The following is a 19,115-nucleotide window of genomic DNA, read 5'->3' on the forward strand; positions in this document are numbered from 1 at the left end:
AGGCATCCGGATAGCGGCGCTTCGCGCCTTACCCGGGCTACACAACCCGCGACGTTCGGTAGCCCGGCTAAGCGTAGCGCGAGCCGGGGGATGTATCGGGTAGCGGCGCTTCGCGCCTTACCCGCCCTGGCGCAAGGCGCAAATCTCATCATGCAATGAACGACTGATAATGACCCCCTGCCGTTCACTCTGCTGGCGGCAGGCAAAACGCCGCTCGCCCGGCAGCCGCGCCCCTTGTTCCTGCATACCCATGAACAGCGTTTCGGCGCGCGCCAGCTGCTCTGGTGCCTGTGCGCCGAGAAAACGCTGCGGATCCAGCGCCAGAATCAGCTCGCCGCCGTAGGGGAGACCGCCCGCGCCGTTATCCCACGCCAGCGATTCGGCGCTGGTCATATCGCCGATAAGCGGCCCGGCCAACAGCTCAACCATTGCCGCCAGCGCCGAGCCCTTATGGCCGCCGAAAGTCAACATCGCGCCGTTCAGCACCTCTGCGGCATCGGTCGTTGGCTGTCCCTGACTGTCGATTCCCCAGCCTTCCGGTAGCGCTTTGCCGGCGCGCTGATGCAGCTGGATCTCGCCGCGCGCCGCGGCGCTGGTCGCCATATCAACAATAAACGGCGGCTTATCCTGCCGCGGCCAGCCGAAGGCGATGGGGTTGGTGCCGAACAGCGGACGTGTGCCGCCCGCCGGGGCGACCCAGGCGTGGCTTGGCGTACAGGCCAGCCCTACCAGCCCTGCCTCGGTCAACGGCTCAATATCGGCAAACAGCGCGGAAAAATGAACGCAGCGATTAATTGCCAGCGCCGCAATGCCATTGTGGCGCGCCTTCTCCAGCAGCAGCGGCAGCGCGCGCTCGTAGGCCAGCAGTGAAAAAGCGCCCCCGGCGTCCGCCCGCGCAATCCCCGGCGCCTGGTCATGGATCTGCGGCTCGGCATCGGGCGATACCTTACCTTTGCGCAGGGTATCGACAATGCCCAACAGCCGCCACAGGCCGTGGGAAGCGCAGCCGTCGCGCTCCCCGGCGGTCACATTGCGGGCAATCGCCGCCGCGTGGTCGGCGCTAAATCCATTGGCGCTGAGTACCTCCAGCGCCAGGTCATAAGCTTCAGGTAACGATAGAGTTACCGACTCCATACTGTTCTCCTTTACTCTTCTTCGTCTCCGCTAAAGTTAGCCTGCGGCAGGCAGCTGCGCGCGCCCCAGTAGTAAATCCCCAACGACATCGCCGCCATCCGGAAGGTGAAGGGCGCGCGGCTGATTGCCCGCCCCTCCGTGCACAACGCGCTGTTTGAAACCGCCGACGGCGGCGGCGTGGTTTACTGGCAGAAACTGATCCTCTGCTGCAGCGCTGGCAGCGCTTCGCCGCGGCCATCAACCGCACCTTCCGGCTGGCGGAGTCGTTGAAAAACGCGGCGACGCCGGAGAGCCTGCTGTGCCGTTGCGAAGATGTGCGCTGCGGCGACGTGGCTGCCGCCGACGACTGGCTGCAGGCCAAACTGACCCAGCGCCCGCTGGCTGTATGGCTGGCCGCTGCCGCAGCCGAGAGAGCCGCTGTCCCCCGCCCGCGCGGAAACGCTTATTGCCCTCGCCAGGCTGAGCGCCGAGCCGTAACCGCTACTCTTCTTCATCGCCGCGCCCGGCAGGGACGCCAAGCGCAATAAACTCCTCCAGCAGGGAGGTCAGTTGCTGCAGCTTTTCCGTGGTGAACTGGGCCTCCAGCAGGCGATAGGTTTCTTCCACCTCCGCTTGGGCGCTTTCGTACAGCGCAGTTCCGGCAGGCGTCAGCGAGACGTACAGCTTGCGCTGATCGTTAACTGGCTTTAAGCGCAGCACCAGCCCATCCCGCTCCATGCGCGTCAAAATACCGGTCAGGCTGGGGCGCAGGATACAGGCGCGAAAGGCCAGATCGTGAAAGTCCATCGATGGACGTTCGGCGAGAATTCGCACGATCCGCCACTGCTGTTCGGTGAGATTGTGCCGTTTGACGATCGGTCGAAAGTAGGCCATCGCCGCTTCACGCGCCTGCAACAAGGCAATGGTTAATGAATCATGCATAGTATCCCCTCAACAGCCTCACCAAAAACTTATTAATAACTTAATAATTAGCGTTAATCCTGCCATGTACAACCGGTTTCTGCACCTGAAAAGTACCAGTCTTTTCCTGAAAAATATTCAATCTATTGATTTATAACAAATAATTAATTGTTATGTAAATATTGTGTTAATACGATCACAAAACATTCACTTCCAGTTGCTAAACCTCAGCGCAAAGCATAAAAGATGATCATTAATATATTAACAAAATCCCTTTGAACCGAAATCTGTCCCAGAGGAGTGGTGAATGAAAGGTACCATCTTCGCCGTTGCGCTCAATCATCGCAGCCAGCTCGACGCCTGGCGCGAGGCGTTTCAACAGGCCCCCTACAAGACGCCGCCGAAAACCGCGGTCTGGTTTATCAAGCCGCGCAATACCGTAATTGGCGATGGCGAAGCGATCCCGTATCCGCAGGGCGAGACCGTACAAAGCGGCGCAACGGTGGCGCTGATTGTCGGCAAAACCGCGCGTAAAGTGGCGGCGGAAGAGGCGGCGAACTATATCGCTGGCTACGCGCTGGCTAACGATGTGAGTCTGCCGGAAGAGAGTTTTTATCGCCCGGCGATCAAAGCCAAGTGCCGCGATGGCTTCTGTCCCATCGGCACGCTATCGGCGGTACGCAACGTCGACGATCTGACCATCATCACCGAAATTAACGGCCGCGAGGCGGATAGCTGGCATACCGGCGATCTGCAGCGTAATGCCGCGCAGCTGCTGAGCGCCTTGAGCGAGTTCGCCACCCTCAATCCCGGCGACGCGATCCTTATCGGCACGCCCCACTCCCGCGTCACGCTGCGCCCCGGCGACCGGGTACGTATTCTCGCCGACGGTTTCCCGGCGCTCGAAAACCCGGTTGTCGCAGAAGGAGAGCTGGCATGAAACAGGCACGCATTGAATGGCAGGGACAGGTACGCGACGTGCTGGTCGATGAACGCGACCAGGTGCGCCTGCCCGATGGCACGGTATTGAAAGAAGGCGAATTCCGCTGGCTGCCGCCCGCCGACGGCACGCTGTTCGCGCTGGGGCTCAACTACGCCGACCACGCCAGCGAGCTGGAATTTAAACCGCCAACTGAGCCGTTGGTGTTTATCAAAGCGCCAAACACTTTTATTGGCCACCAGCAGCAGTCGGTACGCCCGGATAACGTCGAATACATGCACTACGAAGCCGAACTGGTGGTGGTGATCGGGAAAACCGCGCGCCGCGTCAGCGAAGCCGAGGCCATGGACTATGTCGCTGGCTATACCGTGTGCAACGACTACGCGATCCGCGACTATCTGGAAAACTACTACCGCCCGAACCTGCGGGTGAAAAGCCGCGACACCCTGACGCCGATCGGCCCGTGGATCGTCGCCAAAGAGGCGATCCCGGATCCGCATAATCTGGCCCTACGCACCTGGGTCAACGGCGAACTGCGCCAGCAGGGCACCACCGCCGATCTGATCTTCAGCATCCCGTTCCTCATCGCTTATTTAAGCGAATTTATGACCCTGCAACCGGGCGACATGATCGCCACCGGCACGCCGAAAGGGCTATCCGATGTGGTGCCGGGCGATGAGGTGATCGTTGAAGTCGAGGGCGTGGGCCGCCTGGTCAACCATATCATCAGCCAGCAAGCGTATGAGGAGACACTGTCATGAAAAAGATTAACCATTGGATCAACGGTAAAAACGTTGCCGGCGCAGACTATTTTCATACCACCAACCCGGCCACCGGCGAGGTGCTGGCTGAAGTCGCCTCCGGCGGCGAAGCCGAAATCAACCAGGCGGTAGCGGCGGCAAAAGAGGCCTTTCCGAAGTGGGCTAACCTGCCGATGAAAGAGCGCGCGCGCCTGATGCGCCGCCTGGGCGATCTGATCGATCAGAACGTCCCGGAGATCGCGGCGATGGAAACCGCCGATACCGGCCTGCCGATCCACCAGACCAAAAACGTGTTGATCCCGCGCGCCTCACACAATTTCGAATTTTTCGCCGAAGTATGCCAGCAGATGAACGGCAAGACCTATCCGGTCGACGACAAGATGCTGAACTACACCCTCGTGCAGCCGGTTGGCGTCTGCGCGCTGGTGTCGCCGTGGAACGTGCCGTTTATGACCGCCACCTGGAAGGTGGCGCCGTGCCTGGCGCTGGGGAATACCGCGGTGCTGAAAATGTCCGAACTGTCGCCGCTGACCGCCGATCGTCTGGGCGAGCTGGCGCTGGAAGCCGGGATCCCGGCTGGCGTGCTCAACGTAGTGCAGGGCTATGGCGCCACCGCTGGCGACGCGCTGGTACGCCATCATGATGTGCGCGCCGTCTCCTTCACCGGCGGTACCGCCACCGGGCGCAACATCATGAAAAACGCCGGCCTGAAAAAGTACTCCATGGAGCTTGGCGGAAAATCGCCGGTGCTGATTTTTGAAGACGCCGATATCGAGCGCGCGCTCGACGCCGCGCTGTTCACCATTTTCTCGATCAACGGCGAACGCTGCACCGCCGGTTCGCGCATTTTCATTCAGCAGAGTATTTATCCGGAGTTCGTCAAACGCTTCGCCGAGCGCGCCAACCGCCTGCGCGTGGGCGATCCGACCGATCCGAATACCCAGGTCGGCGCGCTGATTAGCAAGCAGCACTGGGAGAAAGTGTCCGGCTACATTCGCCTCGGCATTGAAGAGGGCGCCACCCTGCTGGCCGGCGGCGCGGATAAACCATCAGATCTGCCGGCGCATCTGAAATCCGGCAACTTCCTGCGCCCGACGGTGCTGGCGGATGTCGACAACCGCATGCGCGTCGCCCAGGAAGAGATTTTTGGCCCGGTCGCCTGCCTGCTGCCGTTCAAAGACGAAGCGGAAGGGCTGCGCCTGGCGAACGATGTGGAATACGGCCTGGCGTCGTACATCTGGACCCAGGACGTCAGCAAAGTGCTGCGTCTGGCACGCGGTATTGAAGCCGGGATGGTGTTCGTCAACACCCAGAACGTGCGCGACCTGCGCCAGCCGTTCGGCGGCGTGAAGGCCTCCGGCACCGGCCGCGAAGGCGGCGAATACAGCTTTGAAGTGTTCGCCGAAATGAAAAACGTCTGCATCTCGATGGGCGACCATCCGATCCCGAAATGGGGAGTCTGATATGGGTAAGTTAGCGTTAGCAGCAAAAATCACTCACGTGCCGTCGATGTATCTGTCTGAGCTGCCGGGGAAAAACCACGGCTGCCGTCAGGGCGCGATCGACGGACATAAAGAAATTGGCAAGCGCTGCCGTGAAATGGGCGTCGATACCATTATCGTGTTCGACACCCACTGGCTGGTCAACAGCGCCTACCACATCAACTGTGCCGACCATTTCCAGGGCGTCTACACCAGTAACGAACTGCCGCATTTTATTCGCGACATGACCTACGACTACGACGGCAACCCGGAACTGGGTCACCTGATTGCCGACGAGGCCGTCAAGCTTGGCGTACGCGCCAAGGCGCACAATATTCCGAGCCTGAAGCTGGAATACGGCACCCTGGTGCCGATGCGCTACATGAATAGCGATAAGCATTTCAAAGTGGTGTCCATTTCCGCCTTCTGTACCGTTCACGATTTTGCCGACAGCCGCAAGCTGGGCGAGGCCATCCTCAAGGCCATCGACAAATACGATGGCACCGTGGCGGTGCTGGCCAGCGGTTCGCTGTCGCATCGCTTTATCGACGACCAGCGCGCCGAAGAGGGCATGAACAGCTATACCCGCGAGTTTGACCATCAGATGGATGAGCGCGTGGTGAAGCTGTGGCGCGAAGGCAAATTCAAAGAGTTCTGCACCATGCTGCCGGAGTACGCCGACTACTGCTACGGCGAAGGCAACATGCACGACACGGTGATGCTGCTCGGCCTGCTGGGTTGGGATAAATACGACGGCAAGGTGGAGTTTATCACCGAGCTATTCGCCAGCTCCGGTACCGGCCAGGTTAACGCCGTGTTCCCGCTGCCGGCGCAGGCGTAAGGAGGCCCCATGCCGCATTTTATCGCCGAGTGTAGCGACAATATCCGCGAACAGGCCGATTTACCGGGGCTGTTCGCTAAAGTCAACGAGGCGCTGGCCGCCACCGGCATCTTTCCGATCGGCGGGATCCGCAGCCGCGCCCACTGGCTGGATACCTGGCAGATGGCCGACGGCAGGCAGGATTACGCCTTCGTGCATATGACCCTGAAGATCGGCGCCGGGCGCAGCCTGGAGAGCCGTCAGGACGTGGGAGATATGCTGTTCGCGCTGATCAAATCCCACTTCGCGACGCTAATGGAGAGCCGCTATCTGGCGCTGTCGTTCGCCATGGAAGAGCTCGACCCGACGCTGAACTACAAACAAAACAACGTGCACGCGTTATTTAAATAATGTGCAAATTGCCCGGTGGCGCTGCGCTTACCGGGCCTACAACGGCCATGAATTTGTAGGCCGGATAAGCGAAGCGCCATCCGGCAATACAATGCCACAGGAATCACTATGCTCGATAAACAGACCCGAACCCTGATCGCCCAGCGGTTAAACCAGGCCGAAAAACAGCGTGAACAGATCCGCGCGATCTCGCTGGATTATCCGTCGATCACCATTGAGGACGCCTACGCCGTCCAGCGCGAGTGGGTCGAGATGAAGATCGCCGAAGGCCGCGTGCTCAAAGGCCACAAGATCGGCCTGACCTCTAAAGCGATGCAGGCCAGCTCGCAGATTAGCGAGCCGGACTACGGCGCGCTGCTCGACGATATGTTCTTTCACGACGGCAGCGATATTCCCACCGACCGCTTTATCGTGCCGCGTATTGAAGTCGAGCTGGCCTTCGTGCTGGCCAAACCGCTGCGCGGCCCGAACTGCACGCTGTTTGATGTCTACAACGCCACCGACTACGTTATCCCGGCGCTGGAGCTTATCGACGCGCGTTGCCACAACATCGACCCGGAAACCCAGCGTCCGCGCAAAGTGTTCGACACTATCTCCGACAACGCCGCCAACGCCGGGGTGATCCTCGGCGGCCGGCCGATTAAACCGGACGAGCTCGACCTGCGCTGGATCTCCGCCCTGCTGTATCGCAACGGCGTAATTGAAGAGACCGGCGTCGCCGCGGGCGTACTCAATCATCCGGCCAACGGCGTGGCCTGGCTGGCCAACAAGCTGGCGCCGTACGATGTCCAGCTCGAAGCCGGGCAGATTATCCTCGGCGGCTCCTTCACCCGCCCGGTCCCGGCGCGCAAGGGCGATATCTTCCACGTCGACTACGGCAACATGGGCGCCATCAGCTGCCGGTTTGTCTAGGAGAAACACCATGAATAACGCCTTTAAAGACGCCTTAAAAGCGGGCCGTCCGCAAATCGGCCTGTGGCTTGGACTGTGCAGCAGCTACAGCGCCGAACTGCTGGCCGGCGCGGGCTTCGACTGGCTGCTGATCGACGGCGAACACGCGCCCAACAATGTACCAACGGTGCTGACCCAGCTGCAGGCCATTGCGCCCTACCCCAGCCAGCCGGTGGTGCGTCCGTCGTGGAACGATCCGGTGCAGATCAAACAGCTGCTGGATGTCGGCGCGCAAACCCTGCTGGTGCCGATGGTGCAGAATGCCGAAGAGGCGCGGCTGGCGGTCAGAGCCACCCGCTACCCGCCTGCCGGCATCCGCGGCGTCGGCAGCGCGCTGGCCCGCGCCTCGCGCTGGAATCGCGTCCCGGATTATATCCACCGGGCCAATGACGCCATGTGCGTGCTGGTACAGATTGAGACCCGCGAAGCGCTGAAAAATCTGCCGCAGATCCTCGATGTCGACGGGGTAGATGGTGTATTTATCGGCCCGGCGGATCTCAGCGCTGATATGGGCCACGGCGGCAATCCGCAGCACCCGGAAGTGCAGGCCGCCATTGAAGATGCCATCCAGAAAATCCGCCAGGCCGGCAAGGCGCCGGGGATCCTGATGGCCAATGAACAGCTGGCGAAACGCTATCTCGAACTGGGCGCGCTGTTCGTCGCCGTCGGCGTCGATACCACCCTGCTGGCCCGCGGCGCAGAAGCGCTGGCGGCCCGGTTTACCCACAACGCAACCACCACAACCGATAACAATAAATCCGTCTATTGAACGGATAATGTGGAGCGCAACATGACTACCTCTACCCTGCAACACAATGATAATAAAGCCGTTGAAGTAGAAAACCGGGTGATCAAAAAGCTGTTCCGCCGCCTGATTACCTTCCTGTTTGTTCTCTTTGTTTTCTCATTTTTGGATCGAATTAATATCGGCTTCGCCGGTCTGACGATGGGTAAAGATCTCGGCCTGACCTCCACCATGTTCGGCCTGGCGGCGACGCTGTTCTACGTCACCTACGTGCTGTGCGGGATCCCCAGCAATATCATGCTGGCGAAAGTTGGCGCGCGCCGCTGGATCGCCGGGATCATGGTGGTCTGGGGGATCGCCTCGACCTGCACCATGTTCGCCACCAACCCGCATACGCTGTACATCCTGCGCATGCTGGTCGGCATCGCCGAGGCCGGTTTTCTACCGGGGATCCTCGTCTATCTGACCTGGTGGTTCCCGGCCTACCATCGCGCCCGCGCCAACGCCCTGTTTATGATCGCCATGCCGGTGACCATGATGCTCGGCTCGATACTTTCCGGCTATATTCTGGCGCTCGACGGCCTGTGGAACCTGAAAGGCTGGCAATGGCTATTTCTGCTGGAAGGCCTGCCGTCGGTGGTGCTCGGCGTCGTCACCTGGTTCTTCCTCAACGACACGCCGGATAAAGCCAACTGGCTGGATAACGAAGAGAAACAGGCGCTGAAGGCGATGATCGATCGCGAACGGGAACATGCGGCGATCGTCCCGGCTTCGCCGCGTTCCACGCTGCGCGAAGTACTGACGCCAGCGGTGCTGATGTATACCCTCGCCTACTTCTGCCTGACCAATACCCTCAGCGCCATTAATATCTGGACGCCGCAGATCCTGCAGAGCTTCAACACCGGCAGCAGCAACATCATGATTGGCCTGCTGGCGGCGATCCCGCAGTTCTGCACTATTTTCGGCATGATCTGGTGGAGCCGCCGATCCGACCGCCGCAAAGAGCGCAAGATGCATACCATCCTGCCCTACCTGTTCGCCGCGGCGGGTTGGCTGCTGGCTTCGGCAACGCACCACAGCCTGATCCAACTGATCGGCATTATTATGGCTTCGGTGGGATCCTTTACCGCGATGGCCATTTTCTGGACCACCCCGGATCGGGTGATCAGCCTGCAGTCGCGCGCGGTGGCGTTGGCGGTGATCAACGCTATCGGCAACGTCGGCTCTGCCGTCAGCCCGCTGTTGATCGGCATTTTGCGCGATACCACCGGCAGCTTTAGCTCCGGGCTGTGGTTTGTCGCCGGATTACTGATCGTCGGCGCGCTGGTGCTTACCCGCATTCCAATGAGCCAGCGTGAGGACGCCGCCGCCGCGCCGGGATTAGCGGCGCAAAAAGGCCACTAAGGAGCGGGTATGTGCCAGCATTCCATCGCCAACATCGACATCAATAAAGATTACGACGAGAGTCTGGGCACCGAAGAGGTGCACTACCAGTCGTTCTCCCGCATGGCGGCCTTTTTTGGCCGCGACATGCAGGCGCATCGCCACGACCGCTATTTCCAGATGCACTACCTTGATACCGGACAGATTGAGCTGCAGCTTGATGACCATCGCTATTCGGTGCAGGCGCCGCTGTTTGTGATAACGCCGCCCTCGGTACCGCACGCCTTTATTACCGAGTCCGATAGCGATGGCCATGTGTTGACGGTCCATGAGGAGCTGATCTGGCCGCTGCTGGAGGTACTTTATCCCGGCACGCGGGAGACCTTCGGCCTGCCGGGGATCTGCCTGTCGCTGGCGGATAAACCCGACGAGCTGGCGGCGCTGGCCCACTACTGGCAGCTGATTCGCCGGGAATCTACCGCCCAGTTGCCGGGGCGGGAGCATACCCTGGCGCTACTGGCGCAGGCGGTCTTTACCCTGCTGCTGCGTAACGCAAAGCTCGACGATCACGCCGCCAGCGGGATGCGCGGCGAGCTGAAGCTATTCCAGCGCTTTAACCAGATGATCGACAGCCACTACCATCAGCACTGGACGGTACCGGATTACGCCAGGGAGCTGCATCTGACCGAATCGCGGTTGACCGACATCTGCCGCCGCTTCGCCAACCGTTCGCCGAAGCGGCTGATATTCGACCGCCAGCTGCGCGAGGCGAAGCGCCTGCTGCTGTTTTCCGATAGCGCGGTCAATGAGATTGCCTGGCAGCTGGGGTTTAAAGACCCCGCCTATTTTGCGCGCTTTTTTAGCCGCCAGGTCGGCTGCTCGCCCAGCAGCTACCGGGCGCAAAAAGTACCGGTGTCGTAATACCCCGGCGGCGCTGCACTTGCCTGGGCTACAGACCGTAGGGCGGGTCAGCGCCGCGCCAGCCGGTAAAAGTTGCAGAGATCACAAAATTCACTCCCGCCTGAAAAGTACCCGCCGTTGTCGCAAACGTCCCTTCACGACAAGCGCCATAACCGCTTCAATTAAACAACAAAAACAAAACATATATTTAACATCATTATTCCGATAAATACTGAAGAGGCCCCTATGAAACCTGAAGATTTCCGCGCCGACGCGAAACGCCCGTTAACTGGCGAAGAGTATTTAAAAAGCCTGCAGGATGGCCGCGAAATTTATATTTACGGCGAGCGCGTGAAAGACGTCACCACGCATCCGGCCTTCCGTAATGCCGCGGCCTCCGTCGCTCAGCTGTACGATGCGCTGCACAAACCGGAGATGCAGGATTCCCTGTGCTGGGGCACCGATACCGGCAGCGGCGGCTACACCCATAAATTCTTCCGCGTGGCGAAAAGCGCCGACGATCTGCGCCAGCAGCGCGACGCCATCGCCGAATGGTCGCGCTTAAGCTACGGCTGGATGGGCCGCACCCCAGACTACAAAGCCGCCTTCGGCTGCGCGCTGGGCGCCAACCCGGCGTTTTACGGCCAGTTCGAGCAGAACGCCCGCAACTGGTACACCCGCATTCAGGAAACCGGCCTGTACTTTAACCACGCTATCGTCAACCCGCCGATTGACCGCCACAAGCCAGCTGATGAAGTGAAGGATGTCTACATCAAGCTGGAAAAAGAGACCGATGCCGGGATCATCGTCAGCGGCGCGAAAGTGGTCGCCACCAACTCGGCGCTGACCCACTACAACATGATCGGCTTCGGCTCCGCACAGGTGATGGGCGAGAACCCGGACTTCGCGCTGATGTTCGTCGCGCCGATGGATGCCGAAGGCGTCAAGCTTATCTCCCGCGCCTCCTATGAGATGGTCGCCGGCGCGACCGGATCGCCGTACGACTATCCGCTTTCCAGCCGTTTCGACGAGAACGACGCGATTCTGGTAATGGATAAGGTGCTGATCCCATGGGAGAACGTACTAATTTATCGCGACTTTGACCGCTGCCGTCGCTGGACCATGGAAGGCGGTTTTGCCCGCATGTACCCCCTGCAGGCCTGCGTGCGTCTGGCGGTCAAACTGGACTTTATCACTGCCCTGCTGAAGCGTTCTCTGGAATGTACCGGCACCCTCGAATTCCGCGGCGTGCAGGCCGACCTTGGCGAAGTGGTGGCGTGGCGCAACATGTTCTGGGCGCTGAGCGATTCCATGTGCTCGGAAGCGACGCCGTGGGTCAACGGCGCATGGCTGCCGGATCACGCCGCGCTGCAGACCTATCGCGTGATGGCCCCGATGGCCTACGCCAAGATCAAGAACATCATCGAGCGTAACGTCACCAGCGGCCTGATTTATCTGCCGTCCAGCGCCCGCGATCTGAACAACCCGCAGATCGACCAGTATCTGGCGAAGTACGTGCGCGGCTCCAACGGTATGGATCACGTTGAACGTATCAAGATCCTCAAACTGATGTGGGACGCCATCGGCAGCGAATTCGGCGGCCGTCATGAACTGTATGAAATCAACTACTCCGGTAGCCAGGATGAAATTCGCCTGCAGTGTCTGCGCCAGGCGCAGAGCTCCGGCAATATGGACAAAATGATGGCGATGGTTGACCGCTGCCTGTCCGAGTACGACCAGAACGGCTGGACGGTGCCGCATCTGCACAATAATGCTGATATCAACATGTTGGATAAGCTGCTGAAGTAATTCACAGCGGGAGGTCATAATGCAATTAGATGAACAACGCCTGCGTTTTCGCGATGCCATGGCCAGCCTGTCGGCTGCGGTTAACGTTGTCACCACCGCAGGCGAAGCCGGCCGCTGCGGCATTACCGCCACGGCGGTATGCTCGGTGACGGATACGCCGCCATCGGTGATGGTTTGTATCAACGTCAACAGCGCGATGAACCCGGTGTTTCAGGGTAACGGCAAGTTGTGCATCAACGTGCTGAACCACGAACAGGAAATCATGGCCCGTCATTTCGCCGGGATGACCGGGGTGACGATGGAAGAGCGGTTTGCCCTCAGCGGCTGGCAGCAGGGCGCGCTCGGACAGCCGGTGCTGAAGGGTTCGCTGGCCAGCCTCGAAGGCGAAATTAGCCAGGTGCAAACCATTGGTACCCACCTGGTGTATCTGGTGGAGATCCGCAATATTACCCTGAGTCCGCAAGGGCACGGCCTGATTTACTTTAAACGCCGTTTCCACCCGGTGATGATGGAAATGGAAGTCGCAGTCTAAAATCCGCGCCCAGGTTTACTTATCGCCCGATACGTAAACCTGGCGCTTAATATGCGTCATCTCACCCGCCAGCCTTATTCAACAGCGCGACATGAAGCCCAATCAAAACGTCCACCGCCGCGGAAATTTTGTTCCCGGTAGTCAGCAGGTAATGTTAAGTGCCAGCCTTTTCGCCTGGCGGTACAGGCAATAACCGGAAATTGCGAATAATCTATAGCGTCATGAATAAATTGTTGTTTACCTATATTTGTTAAAAAAGCGTCTCCCCGATTCCAGATGGCTTTTTTTAACTTGATATTCCAGGTCTGATAGCTTTCACCAGCAATTGTATAACCTTCACCTTCAGGCGCTTTTTTGGTCCAGTCAATCTCGCCGCCATCGTATAAATATTGCCATACAGCATAGCGTTCAAGGGTAAACTGGCTGGGTAAAGTACTGACATTTTTAGAATCGATTTTATCGAGTAATTGCGGATTCGCTAACAGTAGCGCCATGGCTTTATGCATGTAACCCAACATAATATCGGGATGTTCGGGCACTCCCTCTTCTGCTTCAAACAAAGAGATATAAGCGAGATAGAGCGCATCATCACGCACTTTTTGACCGTTCGCCGCGGCGTTGGCGACGATTTTCGCCGCCCGATATTGTAAACTTCCCCAGGATTCCTCACCGCTAACAGGCCTGTAGCGATTATTGTATTTTTCTCCCGTCAGGTAGCCCTGAGCTGCATTTAAATCGTTAGCGTTTAACGCCGATTTAGCGCGCTGATGGTCGGATAAGGTCATTATATTGCGCCCCGTATTTCTGGCAATATAATACGACTGACGACAATCAGAAAGGATCATAACCATAATGACCATGGCAATAATTCTAAAAAAAATCTTATACATTCTCACCGTTAAGTCCTTTAATTTATTTATAAATATAATGTTTGGAAACTTGTCTCGGTTCGATGTATAGCAAAACGGTTACCCGACCTTTTTTATAAGTACGTTGCCAGGTTGAACAATTTGTTATTTTATTCAGATCTAATCTTTTATTATACCACTCCTGCTGTTTTGCAATGCAGGCGGAAAGACTTTGATAGAATTTCCCTTTTTCTGCAATGAACTCTTCTTTGATTGTCGCTGGCCCATATTCTCGATCAAGAACCTTAACTTCCTCATTATATAAGGCGAGTGCTTCCCGGCCATCATCAACTTTATAGGCCTGCTGACTGGAATCAACATCAGCGCTAACAAAAACACTTTTCAGCCCTTTATTCTTATCGAAATAAAGCTTCATCTCCTGATATTTCAACGCCCCCACTTCCTGGGGAGTCAGCGTTGAGATAATCAGATCCGGGTCTTTTCCGGCATAATTGATATCTGATACCTCCAGAGAATATAAAGGCGTGTTTCTGGCCTCATCGTAACTCATCCCCCAGCGCAAATTATAAGGGGCTGCCGGCTCATCAACAGCCTGATGTATCTCTCTTGCATGAGCATATGTTAAGTAAAAAGCACTGGCGATGATCATTATCTTTACAAATTTCATAACTCGAATTCCCTTTGTTAAACGCTATCCATACGACATGGCAAAGTCAGCATAATATCAAAATACCTCTACTTGAAATAAAGATAGTGATCTGCGGGTGATAAAAACCGTTATCCTCAGTTTGAAAGCATATCTTTGAGATGCGCAGAATAATATTGTGAGCTTAATCACACATTTACGCGCTCTCGTACTCATATCTAACCGCTTACCCCCGCAAGTAACCGCTTAACCCCCTATACAACCACTCACCGATTTACCCAACTTTACGCGCGCGCTGTTCTGGCAAGATCGGAGGCAGCCTAGCTAATCAATACCTCCATCAACCCTTACTTAAAACCAGACGGCTTCGGCCAATTATTCATCTAATTAACGCCAGGTTTTACTATGGATACCAAAAAACTATTCAAGCACATACCCTGGGTGATTCTCGGAATCATCGGGGCATTTTGCCTCTCAGTCGTCGCCCTACGCCGCGGTGAGCACGTCAGCGCCCTGTGGATCGTCGTCGCATCGGTTTCTGTGTACCTCGTCGCCTACCGTTATTACAGCCTGTACATCGCGCAGAAGGTGATGAAGCTTGACCCGACGCGCTCCACGCCGGCGGTCATTAATAACGATGGCCTGAACTATGTGCCAACCAACCGCTACGTGCTGTTTGGCCACCACTTTGCCGCGATCGCCGGCGCTGGCCCGCTGGTTGGCCCGGTACTGGCCGCGCAGATGGGTTATCTGCCGGGTACCCTGTGGCTGCTGGCCGGCGTGGTGCTGGCGGGCGCGGTACAGGACTTCATGGTGCTGTTTATCTCCTCACGGCGTAACGGCGCCTCGCTGGGCGAGATGATCAAGCAGGAAATGGGGCCGGTTCCGGGCTCTATCGCGCTGTTCGGCTGCTTCCTGATTATGATCATCATCCTCGCGGTGCTTGCGCTCATCGTGGTGAAAGCGCTGGCGGAAAGCCCGTGGGGCGTCTTTACCGTCTGCTCGACGGTGCCTATTGCCCTGTTTATGGGGATCTACATGCGCTTCCTGCGCCCAGGCCGCGTCGGTGAAGTGTCGGTTATCGGTATCGTGCTGCTGGTGGCCTCTATCTGGTTCGGCGGCGTGATTGCCCACGACCCGTACTGGGGCCCGGCGTTGACCTTTAAAGATACCACTATCACCTTTACCCTGATTGGCTACGCGTTTATTTCCGCCCTGCTGCCGGTATGGCTGATTCTGGCACCGCGCGATTATCTGGCCACCTTCCTGAAAATCGGCGTGATCGTCGGCCTGGCGCTGGGGATTGTTATCCTCAACCCGGACCTGAAAATGCCGGCAGTGACCCAGTACATTGATGGTACCGGTCCGCTGTGGAAAGGCGCGCTGTTCCCGTTCCTGTTTATCACCATCGCCTGCGGCGCGGTCTCCGGTTTCCATGCGTTGATCGCCTCCGGCACCACGCCGAAGCTGCTGGCCAACGAAACCGATGCCCGCTTTATTGGCTACGGCGCGATGCTGATGGAATCCTTTGTTGCAGTCATGGCGCTGGTCGCCGCCTCGATTATCGAACCGGGCCTTTATTTCGCGATGAACACCCCGCCGGCAGGCCTGGGCATCGTCATGCCGAACCTGCATGAAATGGGCGGTGAGAACGCGGCGATGATTGCAGCGCAGTTGAAAGAAGTGACCGTCCACGCGGCGGCGACCGTCAGCTCCTGGGGCTTTGTGATTTCACCTGAGCAGATCCTGCAGACGGCGAAAGATATCGGCGAACCTTCGGTACTGAACCGCGCTGGCGGCGCGCCGACGCTGGCCGTCGGTATCGCCCACGTATTCCATAAAATCATCCCGATGGCGGATATGGGCTTCTGGTACCACTTCGGTATCCTGTTTGAAGCGCTGTTTATCCTCACCGCGCTGGATGCGGGTACCCGCGCAGGCCGCTTTATGCTGCAGGATCTGTTGGGTAACTTCGTGCCGTTCCTGAAAAAAACCGACTCGCTGGTCGCCGGGATTATCGGTACCGCCGGCTGCGTCGGGCTGTGGGGCTACCTGCTGTATCAGGGCGTGGTCGACCCGCTGGGCGGCGTGAAGAGCCTGTGGCCGCTGTTCGGGATCTCTAACCAGATGCTGGCCGCCGTGGCGCTGGTGCTTGGCACCGTGGTGCTGGTCAAGATGCAGCGCACCAAATATATCTGGGTCACCGTTATCCCGGCGGCATGGCTGCTGCTGTGCACCACCTGGGCGCTGGGCCTGAAGCTGTTCAGCAGCAACCCGCAGATGGAAGGCTTCTTCTTTATGGCTCAGCAGTATAAAGAGAAGATTGCCGCCGGCGGCGAGCTGACCGCGCAGCAGATCGCCAACATGAACCATATCGTGGTCAACAACTACACCAACGCCGGCCTGAGTATTCTGTTCCTGGTGGTGGTGTATAGCATCATCTTCTACGGCATCAAAACCTGGCTCAATGTCCGCAACAATAAGGTGCGTACCGACAAAGAGACTCCGTATGTGCCGGTACCGGAAGGCGGCGTGAAGACCTCGTCACATCATTAACCCTGATGCCGGATAGCGCTACGCGTATCCGGCCTACCAAAAGCGCATTAACGTAGGCCGGATATGGCGCTAGCCGCCATCCGGCTTTATTCGTTATCTGGAACTTATAATGTTTGGTAACTTAGGTCAGGCAAAAAAATATCTCGGTCAGGCGGCAAAAATGCTGATTGGCATTCCGGATTACGACAACTACGTCACGCATATGCAAACCAACCATCCGGATCAGCCGTACATGACTTATGAAGAATTCTTCCGCGAACGCCAGCAGGCACGCTACGGCGGCGACGGCAAAGGCGGCGTACGCTGCTGTTAATGGAGGCAATAATGGCACCGATTGCAGTCACCCTACTCACCGGTTTTCTCGGCGCAGGAAAAACCACCCTGCTGCGCCATATCCTCAATGAGCAGCACGGTTTCAAAATCGCCGTAATTGAAAACGAATTCGGCGAAGTCTCCGTTGACGATCAGCTCATCGGCGACCGCGCCACGCAGATTAAAACCCTGACAAACGGCTGTATCTGCTGTACACGCTCCAACGAACTGGAAGACGCCCTGCTCGATCTCCTCGACAGTCGCGATCGCGGCGAAATCGAGTTTGACCGGCTGGTGATTGAATGCACCGGCATGGCCGACCCGGGGCCGATTATCCAGACCTTTTTCTCCCATCAGGTGCTCTGCGAGCGCTATCTGCTGGACGGCGTGATCGCCCTGGTTGACGCCGTCCATGCCGACCAGCAGATGGATCAGTTCACCATCGCCCAGTCGCAGGTCGGCTACGCGGACCGGATCCTGTTAACCAAAACCGACGTCGCCGGCGACACCGAAAAGCTGCGTGAACGGCTGGCGCGCATTAACGCGCGGGCGCCGATTTATACCGTCATTCACGGCGATATCGATTTAAGCCAGTTGTTTAACACCAGCGGTTTTATGCTGGAAGAGAAGGTTGTCAGCGCCACACCGCGCTTTCATTTTGTGGCAGAAAAACAGAATGACGTCTCGTCGATTGTGGTCGAGCTCGACTATCCGGTGGATATCAGTGAAGTTTCACGGGTAATGGAAAATCTGCTGCTCTCCTTCGCCGAGCAATTGATGCGTTATAAAGGCATGCTGTGGATCGACGGCGAGCCAAATCGCCTGCTGTTCCAGGGCGTGCAGCGCCTCTACAGCGCCGACTGGGATCGCCCGTGGGGCGATGAAACGCCGCACAGCACGCTGGTGTTTATCGGCATTCAGTTGCCGGAAGAGGAAATTCGCGCGGCGTTTGCCGGGTTACGACGCTACCCTGCCCGCCTGCGCCCTAAGGCGCAGGCCCCCTTCTCTCTGAGACCTCGTCAAAAACAGGGACCAAACGTCGGCAGCGCGTCGAAAAATGTAAAGCAACGTTTTAATAAGTAACAGTAGAAACATTTTTGGAAATTATAAGAAACTGAATGAATAGGCCCCTTAATAATTAATGACTGCTCTGTTCAGTTTCTGTTTAGCCCACCAATTAAACCACGGCTAAACAGGCTAAATTTGATGATTGACCTCGCCGTAACCAAACGTCATTACAACATTTTCAAAACACCTTCCTGACAAAACCAGCATAAAAAATCGACGCAAGTCACATTTGCAGAGGTAAACATCGCTTGTTAAGGTGCCCTCAGACAACTTTATTGACGAAGAGTAAACCATGAGAAAGCTTAACATCCTTATTCTTGCAGCCCTGACCGCGGTCTCTGGTTCCGCCATGGCGGTGGGGTTTACCGTTGAACAGGGTAAAAACTTCACTAATCTGAATATGGAAATGGGTAAATCCTCTTCTGGACTGTACGCCGAAAGCCACTGGCTGAAGAATACCGATGATGGTAGCCAGACCGGCGGCGTGGGCGCGGGTTACAACCTGGAAGTGGGCCCGGTGATGCTCAACGCCGGCGCGAAAGCCATCTACCTCGGGCCGAAAAAAGGCGATAACGGCGTCGCGTTTCCGGTCGGCGGCGGAGTGAACGTGGCCCTGACCGACAGCATCCACGTGTTTGGCGAAGGGTATGTCGCGCCGGATGGTCTGAACAACAGCGTGAAAAACTATGTTGAAGCGAACGGCGGCGTGAGCTGGTCTCCGATTGGTCCAGTGACGTTGAAAGTGGGTTACCGCCATGTGAGCGTTGACGGTAAAGAGGGTCGCCCGAACCACACCCTGATTGATGGCGCCTATGTGGGCGGCGGGGTCACCTTCTGATTATGGTCAACGCCCCGCGATAAAGTTAAGGTGCGCTGAGCATTAGCCATAAAAAAAAA

Annotated in this window: 18 protein-coding genes and 3 pseudogenes; 17 read left to right on the forward strand and 4 right to left on the reverse strand. The window is 57.4% G+C overall.

Annotated elements, in window-relative coordinates:
* Window positions 1-117: 117 nt before the first annotated feature.
* The gene (locus tag HMPREF9538_RS11410) at window positions 118-1,134 is read right to left on the reverse strand and encodes an Ldh family oxidoreductase (RefSeq protein WP_009485353.1); all 1,017 of its coding nucleotides are present in this window, start codon (window positions 1,132-1,134) and stop codon (window positions 118-120) included.
* A gap of 212 nt (window positions 1,135-1,346) precedes the next feature.
* Between HMPREF9538_RS11410 and HMPREF9538_RS32905 the strand changes: the two are divergent.
* Window positions 1,347-1,611: pseudogene (locus HMPREF9538_RS32905) on the forward strand (FAD/NAD(P)-binding oxidoreductase); the annotation flags it as partial.
* Window positions 1,612-1,614: 3 nt separating this feature from the next.
* Here HMPREF9538_RS32905 and hpaR read toward each other — a convergent pair.
* Window positions 1,615-2,055 carry a homoprotocatechuate degradation operon regulator HpaR gene (gene hpaR / locus HMPREF9538_RS11405; protein WP_002887503.1) on the reverse strand — a complete coding sequence of 147 codons (441 nt, stop codon included), beginning with the start codon at window positions 2,053-2,055 and terminating at the stop codon, window positions 1,615-1,617.
* Window positions 2,056-2,119: 64 nt separating this feature from the next.
* Between hpaR and HMPREF9538_RS32315 the strand changes: the two are divergent.
* The 12 genes and pseudogenes from HMPREF9538_RS32315 to HMPREF9538_RS11350 all read left to right on the forward strand — a co-directional run bounded on the left by HMPREF9538_RS32315 (window position 2,120) and on the right by HMPREF9538_RS11350 (window position 12,767).
* A pseudogene (locus HMPREF9538_RS32315) lies at window positions 2,120-2,284 on the forward strand (hypothetical protein).
* Between the two features lie 57 nt (window positions 2,285-2,341).
* Window positions 2,342-2,974 (forward strand): fumarylacetoacetate hydrolase family protein, encoded by a 633-nt coding sequence (locus HMPREF9538_RS11400; protein ID WP_004146085.1) that lies wholly within the window; start codon window positions 2,342-2,344, stop codon window positions 2,972-2,974.
* Window positions 2,971-3,735 carry a fumarylacetoacetate hydrolase family protein gene (locus tag HMPREF9538_RS11395; RefSeq protein ID WP_009485356.1) on the forward strand — a complete coding sequence of 255 codons (765 nt, stop codon included), beginning with the start codon at window positions 2,971-2,973 and terminating at the stop codon, window positions 3,733-3,735. The genes HMPREF9538_RS11400 and HMPREF9538_RS11395 overlap by 4 nt, the downstream gene beginning before the upstream one ends.
* Window positions 3,732-5,198, forward strand: a complete 1,467-nt coding sequence (gene hpaE / locus HMPREF9538_RS11390) for a 5-carboxymethyl-2-hydroxymuconate semialdehyde dehydrogenase (protein WP_009485357.1) — start codon at window positions 3,732-3,734, stop codon at window positions 5,196-5,198. Before HMPREF9538_RS11395 ends, hpaE begins: the two co-directional genes overlap by 4 nt.
* A 1-nt stretch (window position 5,199) precedes the next feature.
* Window positions 5,200-6,057, forward strand: coding sequence for a 3,4-dihydroxyphenylacetate 2,3-dioxygenase (gene hpaD / locus HMPREF9538_RS11385; protein ID WP_009485358.1), 858 nt, complete (start codon window positions 5,200-5,202; stop codon window positions 6,055-6,057).
* Window positions 6,058-6,066: 9 nt separating this feature from the next.
* A complete protein-coding gene (locus tag HMPREF9538_RS11380) occupies window positions 6,067-6,447 on the forward strand; it encodes a 5-carboxymethyl-2-hydroxymuconate Delta-isomerase (protein WP_009485359.1) in 381 nt (126 codons plus the stop codon).
* Between the two features lie 108 nt (window positions 6,448-6,555).
* Window positions 6,556-7,359 carry a 2-oxo-hept-4-ene-1,7-dioate hydratase gene (hpaH, locus tag HMPREF9538_RS11375; protein ID WP_009485361.1) on the forward strand — a complete coding sequence of 268 codons (804 nt, stop codon included), beginning with the start codon at window positions 6,556-6,558 and terminating at the stop codon, window positions 7,357-7,359.
* Between the two features lie 10 nt (window positions 7,360-7,369).
* Window positions 7,370-8,167: a 4-hydroxy-2-oxoheptanedioate aldolase gene (gene hpaI, locus HMPREF9538_RS11370; RefSeq protein ID WP_009485362.1), complete on the forward strand. Its 798-nt coding sequence runs from the start codon at window positions 7,370-7,372 to the stop codon at window positions 8,165-8,167.
* A gap of 21 nt (window positions 8,168-8,188) precedes the next feature.
* Window positions 8,189-9,547 carry a 4-hydroxyphenylacetate permease gene (gene hpaX, locus HMPREF9538_RS11365; RefSeq protein ID WP_004222447.1) on the forward strand — a complete coding sequence of 453 codons (1,359 nt, stop codon included), beginning with the start codon at window positions 8,189-8,191 and terminating at the stop codon, window positions 9,545-9,547.
* Window positions 9,548-9,556: 9 nt separating this feature from the next.
* A complete protein-coding gene (gene hpaA / locus HMPREF9538_RS11360) occupies window positions 9,557-10,447 on the forward strand; it encodes a 4-hydroxyphenylacetate catabolism regulatory protein HpaA (RefSeq protein ID WP_004177537.1) in 891 nt (296 codons plus the stop codon).
* A gap of 225 nt (window positions 10,448-10,672) precedes the next feature.
* Window positions 10,673-12,235 (forward strand): 4-hydroxyphenylacetate 3-monooxygenase, oxygenase component, encoded by a 1,563-nt coding sequence (gene hpaB, locus HMPREF9538_RS11355; protein ID WP_002887473.1) that lies wholly within the window; start codon window positions 10,673-10,675, stop codon window positions 12,233-12,235.
* Window positions 12,236-12,254: 19 nt separating this feature from the next.
* Window positions 12,255-12,767 (forward strand): 4-hydroxyphenylacetate 3-monooxygenase reductase subunit, encoded by a 513-nt coding sequence (locus HMPREF9538_RS11350; RefSeq protein ID WP_009485364.1) that lies wholly within the window; start codon window positions 12,255-12,257, stop codon window positions 12,765-12,767.
* Between the two features lie 74 nt (window positions 12,768-12,841).
* Here HMPREF9538_RS11350 and HMPREF9538_RS11345 read toward each other — a convergent pair whose 3' ends face one another.
* Window positions 12,842-13,552, reverse strand: coding sequence for an ascBF operon repressor (locus tag HMPREF9538_RS11345; RefSeq protein WP_002887465.1), 711 nt, complete (start codon window positions 13,550-13,552; stop codon window positions 12,842-12,844).
* 127 nt (window positions 13,553-13,679) lie between these two features.
* Window positions 13,680-14,303 carry a hypothetical protein gene (locus HMPREF9538_RS11340; RefSeq protein WP_009485366.1) on the reverse strand — a complete coding sequence of 208 codons (624 nt, stop codon included), beginning with the start codon at window positions 14,301-14,303 and terminating at the stop codon, window positions 13,680-13,682.
* Between the two features lie 384 nt (window positions 14,304-14,687).
* On the opposite strand from HMPREF9538_RS11340, the gene HMPREF9538_RS11335 reads away from it, so the two are divergent.
* The 4 genes and pseudogenes from HMPREF9538_RS11335 to HMPREF9538_RS11320 all read left to right on the forward strand — a co-directional run bounded on the left by HMPREF9538_RS11335 (window position 14,688) and on the right by HMPREF9538_RS11320 (window position 19,056).
* On the forward strand, window positions 14,688-16,838 hold the full coding sequence (locus HMPREF9538_RS11335) for a carbon starvation protein (RefSeq protein ID WP_002887454.1): 2,151 nt from the start codon (window positions 14,688-14,690) through the stop codon (window positions 16,836-16,838).
* Between the two features lie 109 nt (window positions 16,839-16,947).
* The gene (locus HMPREF9538_RS11330) at window positions 16,948-17,151 is read left to right on the forward strand and encodes a YbdD/YjiX family protein (protein WP_002887451.1); all 204 of its coding nucleotides are present in this window, start codon (window positions 16,948-16,950) and stop codon (window positions 17,149-17,151) included.
* Window positions 17,152-17,162: 11 nt separating this feature from the next.
* A pseudogene (gene yjiA, locus HMPREF9538_RS11325) lies at window positions 17,163-18,116 on the forward strand (GTPase); the annotation flags it as partial.
* 394 nt (window positions 18,117-18,510) lie between these two features.
* On the forward strand, window positions 18,511-19,056 hold the full coding sequence (locus HMPREF9538_RS11320; RefSeq protein ID WP_004177540.1) for a YfaZ family outer membrane protein: 546 nt from the start codon (window positions 18,511-18,513) through the stop codon (window positions 19,054-19,056).
* The last annotated feature ends 59 nt before the right edge of the window (window positions 19,057-19,115 follow it).

Origin of the sequence: Klebsiella sp. MS 92-3 (genome assembly GCF_000195655.1) — a bacterium.
GTDB classification, from domain to species: Bacteria; Pseudomonadota; Gammaproteobacteria; order Enterobacterales; family Enterobacteriaceae; genus Klebsiella; species Klebsiella pneumoniae.

Excerpts from the sequence above, each read along its gene's own strand:
- HMPREF9538_RS11410 (WP_009485353.1), bottom strand. The coding sequence starts at position 1,134 with ATGGAGTCGGTAACTCTATCGTTACCTGAAGCTTATGACCTGGCGCTG.
- hpaR (WP_002887503.1), bottom strand. The coding sequence starts at position 2,055 with ATGCATGATTCATTAACCATTGCCTTGTTGCAGGCGCGTGAAGCGGCG.
- HMPREF9538_RS11400 (WP_004146085.1), top strand. The coding sequence starts at position 2,342 with ATGAAAGGTACCATCTTCGCCGTTGCGCTCAATCATCGCAGCCAGCTC.
- HMPREF9538_RS11395 (WP_009485356.1), top strand. The coding sequence starts at position 2,971 with ATGAAACAGGCACGCATTGAATGGCAGGGACAGGTACGCGACGTGCTG.
- hpaE (WP_009485357.1), top strand. The coding sequence starts at position 3,732 with ATGAAAAAGATTAACCATTGGATCAACGGTAAAAACGTTGCCGGCGCA.
- hpaD (WP_009485358.1), top strand. The coding sequence starts at position 5,200 with ATGGGTAAGTTAGCGTTAGCAGCAAAAATCACTCACGTGCCGTCGATG.
- HMPREF9538_RS11380 (WP_009485359.1), top strand. The coding sequence starts at position 6,067 with ATGCCGCATTTTATCGCCGAGTGTAGCGACAATATCCGCGAACAGGCC.
- hpaH (WP_009485361.1), top strand. The coding sequence starts at position 6,556 with ATGCTCGATAAACAGACCCGAACCCTGATCGCCCAGCGGTTAAACCAG.
- hpaI (WP_009485362.1), top strand. The coding sequence starts at position 7,370 with ATGAATAACGCCTTTAAAGACGCCTTAAAAGCGGGCCGTCCGCAAATC.
- hpaX (WP_004222447.1), top strand. The coding sequence starts at position 8,189 with ATGACTACCTCTACCCTGCAACACAATGATAATAAAGCCGTTGAAGTA.
- hpaA (WP_004177537.1), top strand. The coding sequence starts at position 9,557 with ATGTGCCAGCATTCCATCGCCAACATCGACATCAATAAAGATTACGAC.
- hpaB (WP_002887473.1), top strand. The coding sequence starts at position 10,673 with ATGAAACCTGAAGATTTCCGCGCCGACGCGAAACGCCCGTTAACTGGC.
- HMPREF9538_RS11350 (WP_009485364.1), top strand. The coding sequence starts at position 12,255 with ATGCAATTAGATGAACAACGCCTGCGTTTTCGCGATGCCATGGCCAGC.
- HMPREF9538_RS11345 (WP_002887465.1), bottom strand. The coding sequence starts at position 13,552 with ATGACCTTATCCGACCATCAGCGCGCTAAATCGGCGTTAAACGCTAAC.
- HMPREF9538_RS11340 (WP_009485366.1), bottom strand. The coding sequence starts at position 14,303 with ATGAAATTTGTAAAGATAATGATCATCGCCAGTGCTTTTTACTTAACA.
- HMPREF9538_RS11335 (WP_002887454.1), top strand. The coding sequence starts at position 14,688 with ATGGATACCAAAAAACTATTCAAGCACATACCCTGGGTGATTCTCGGA.
- HMPREF9538_RS11330 (WP_002887451.1), top strand. The coding sequence starts at position 16,948 with ATGTTTGGTAACTTAGGTCAGGCAAAAAAATATCTCGGTCAGGCGGCA.
- HMPREF9538_RS11320 (WP_004177540.1), top strand. The coding sequence starts at position 18,511 with ATGAGAAAGCTTAACATCCTTATTCTTGCAGCCCTGACCGCGGTCTCT.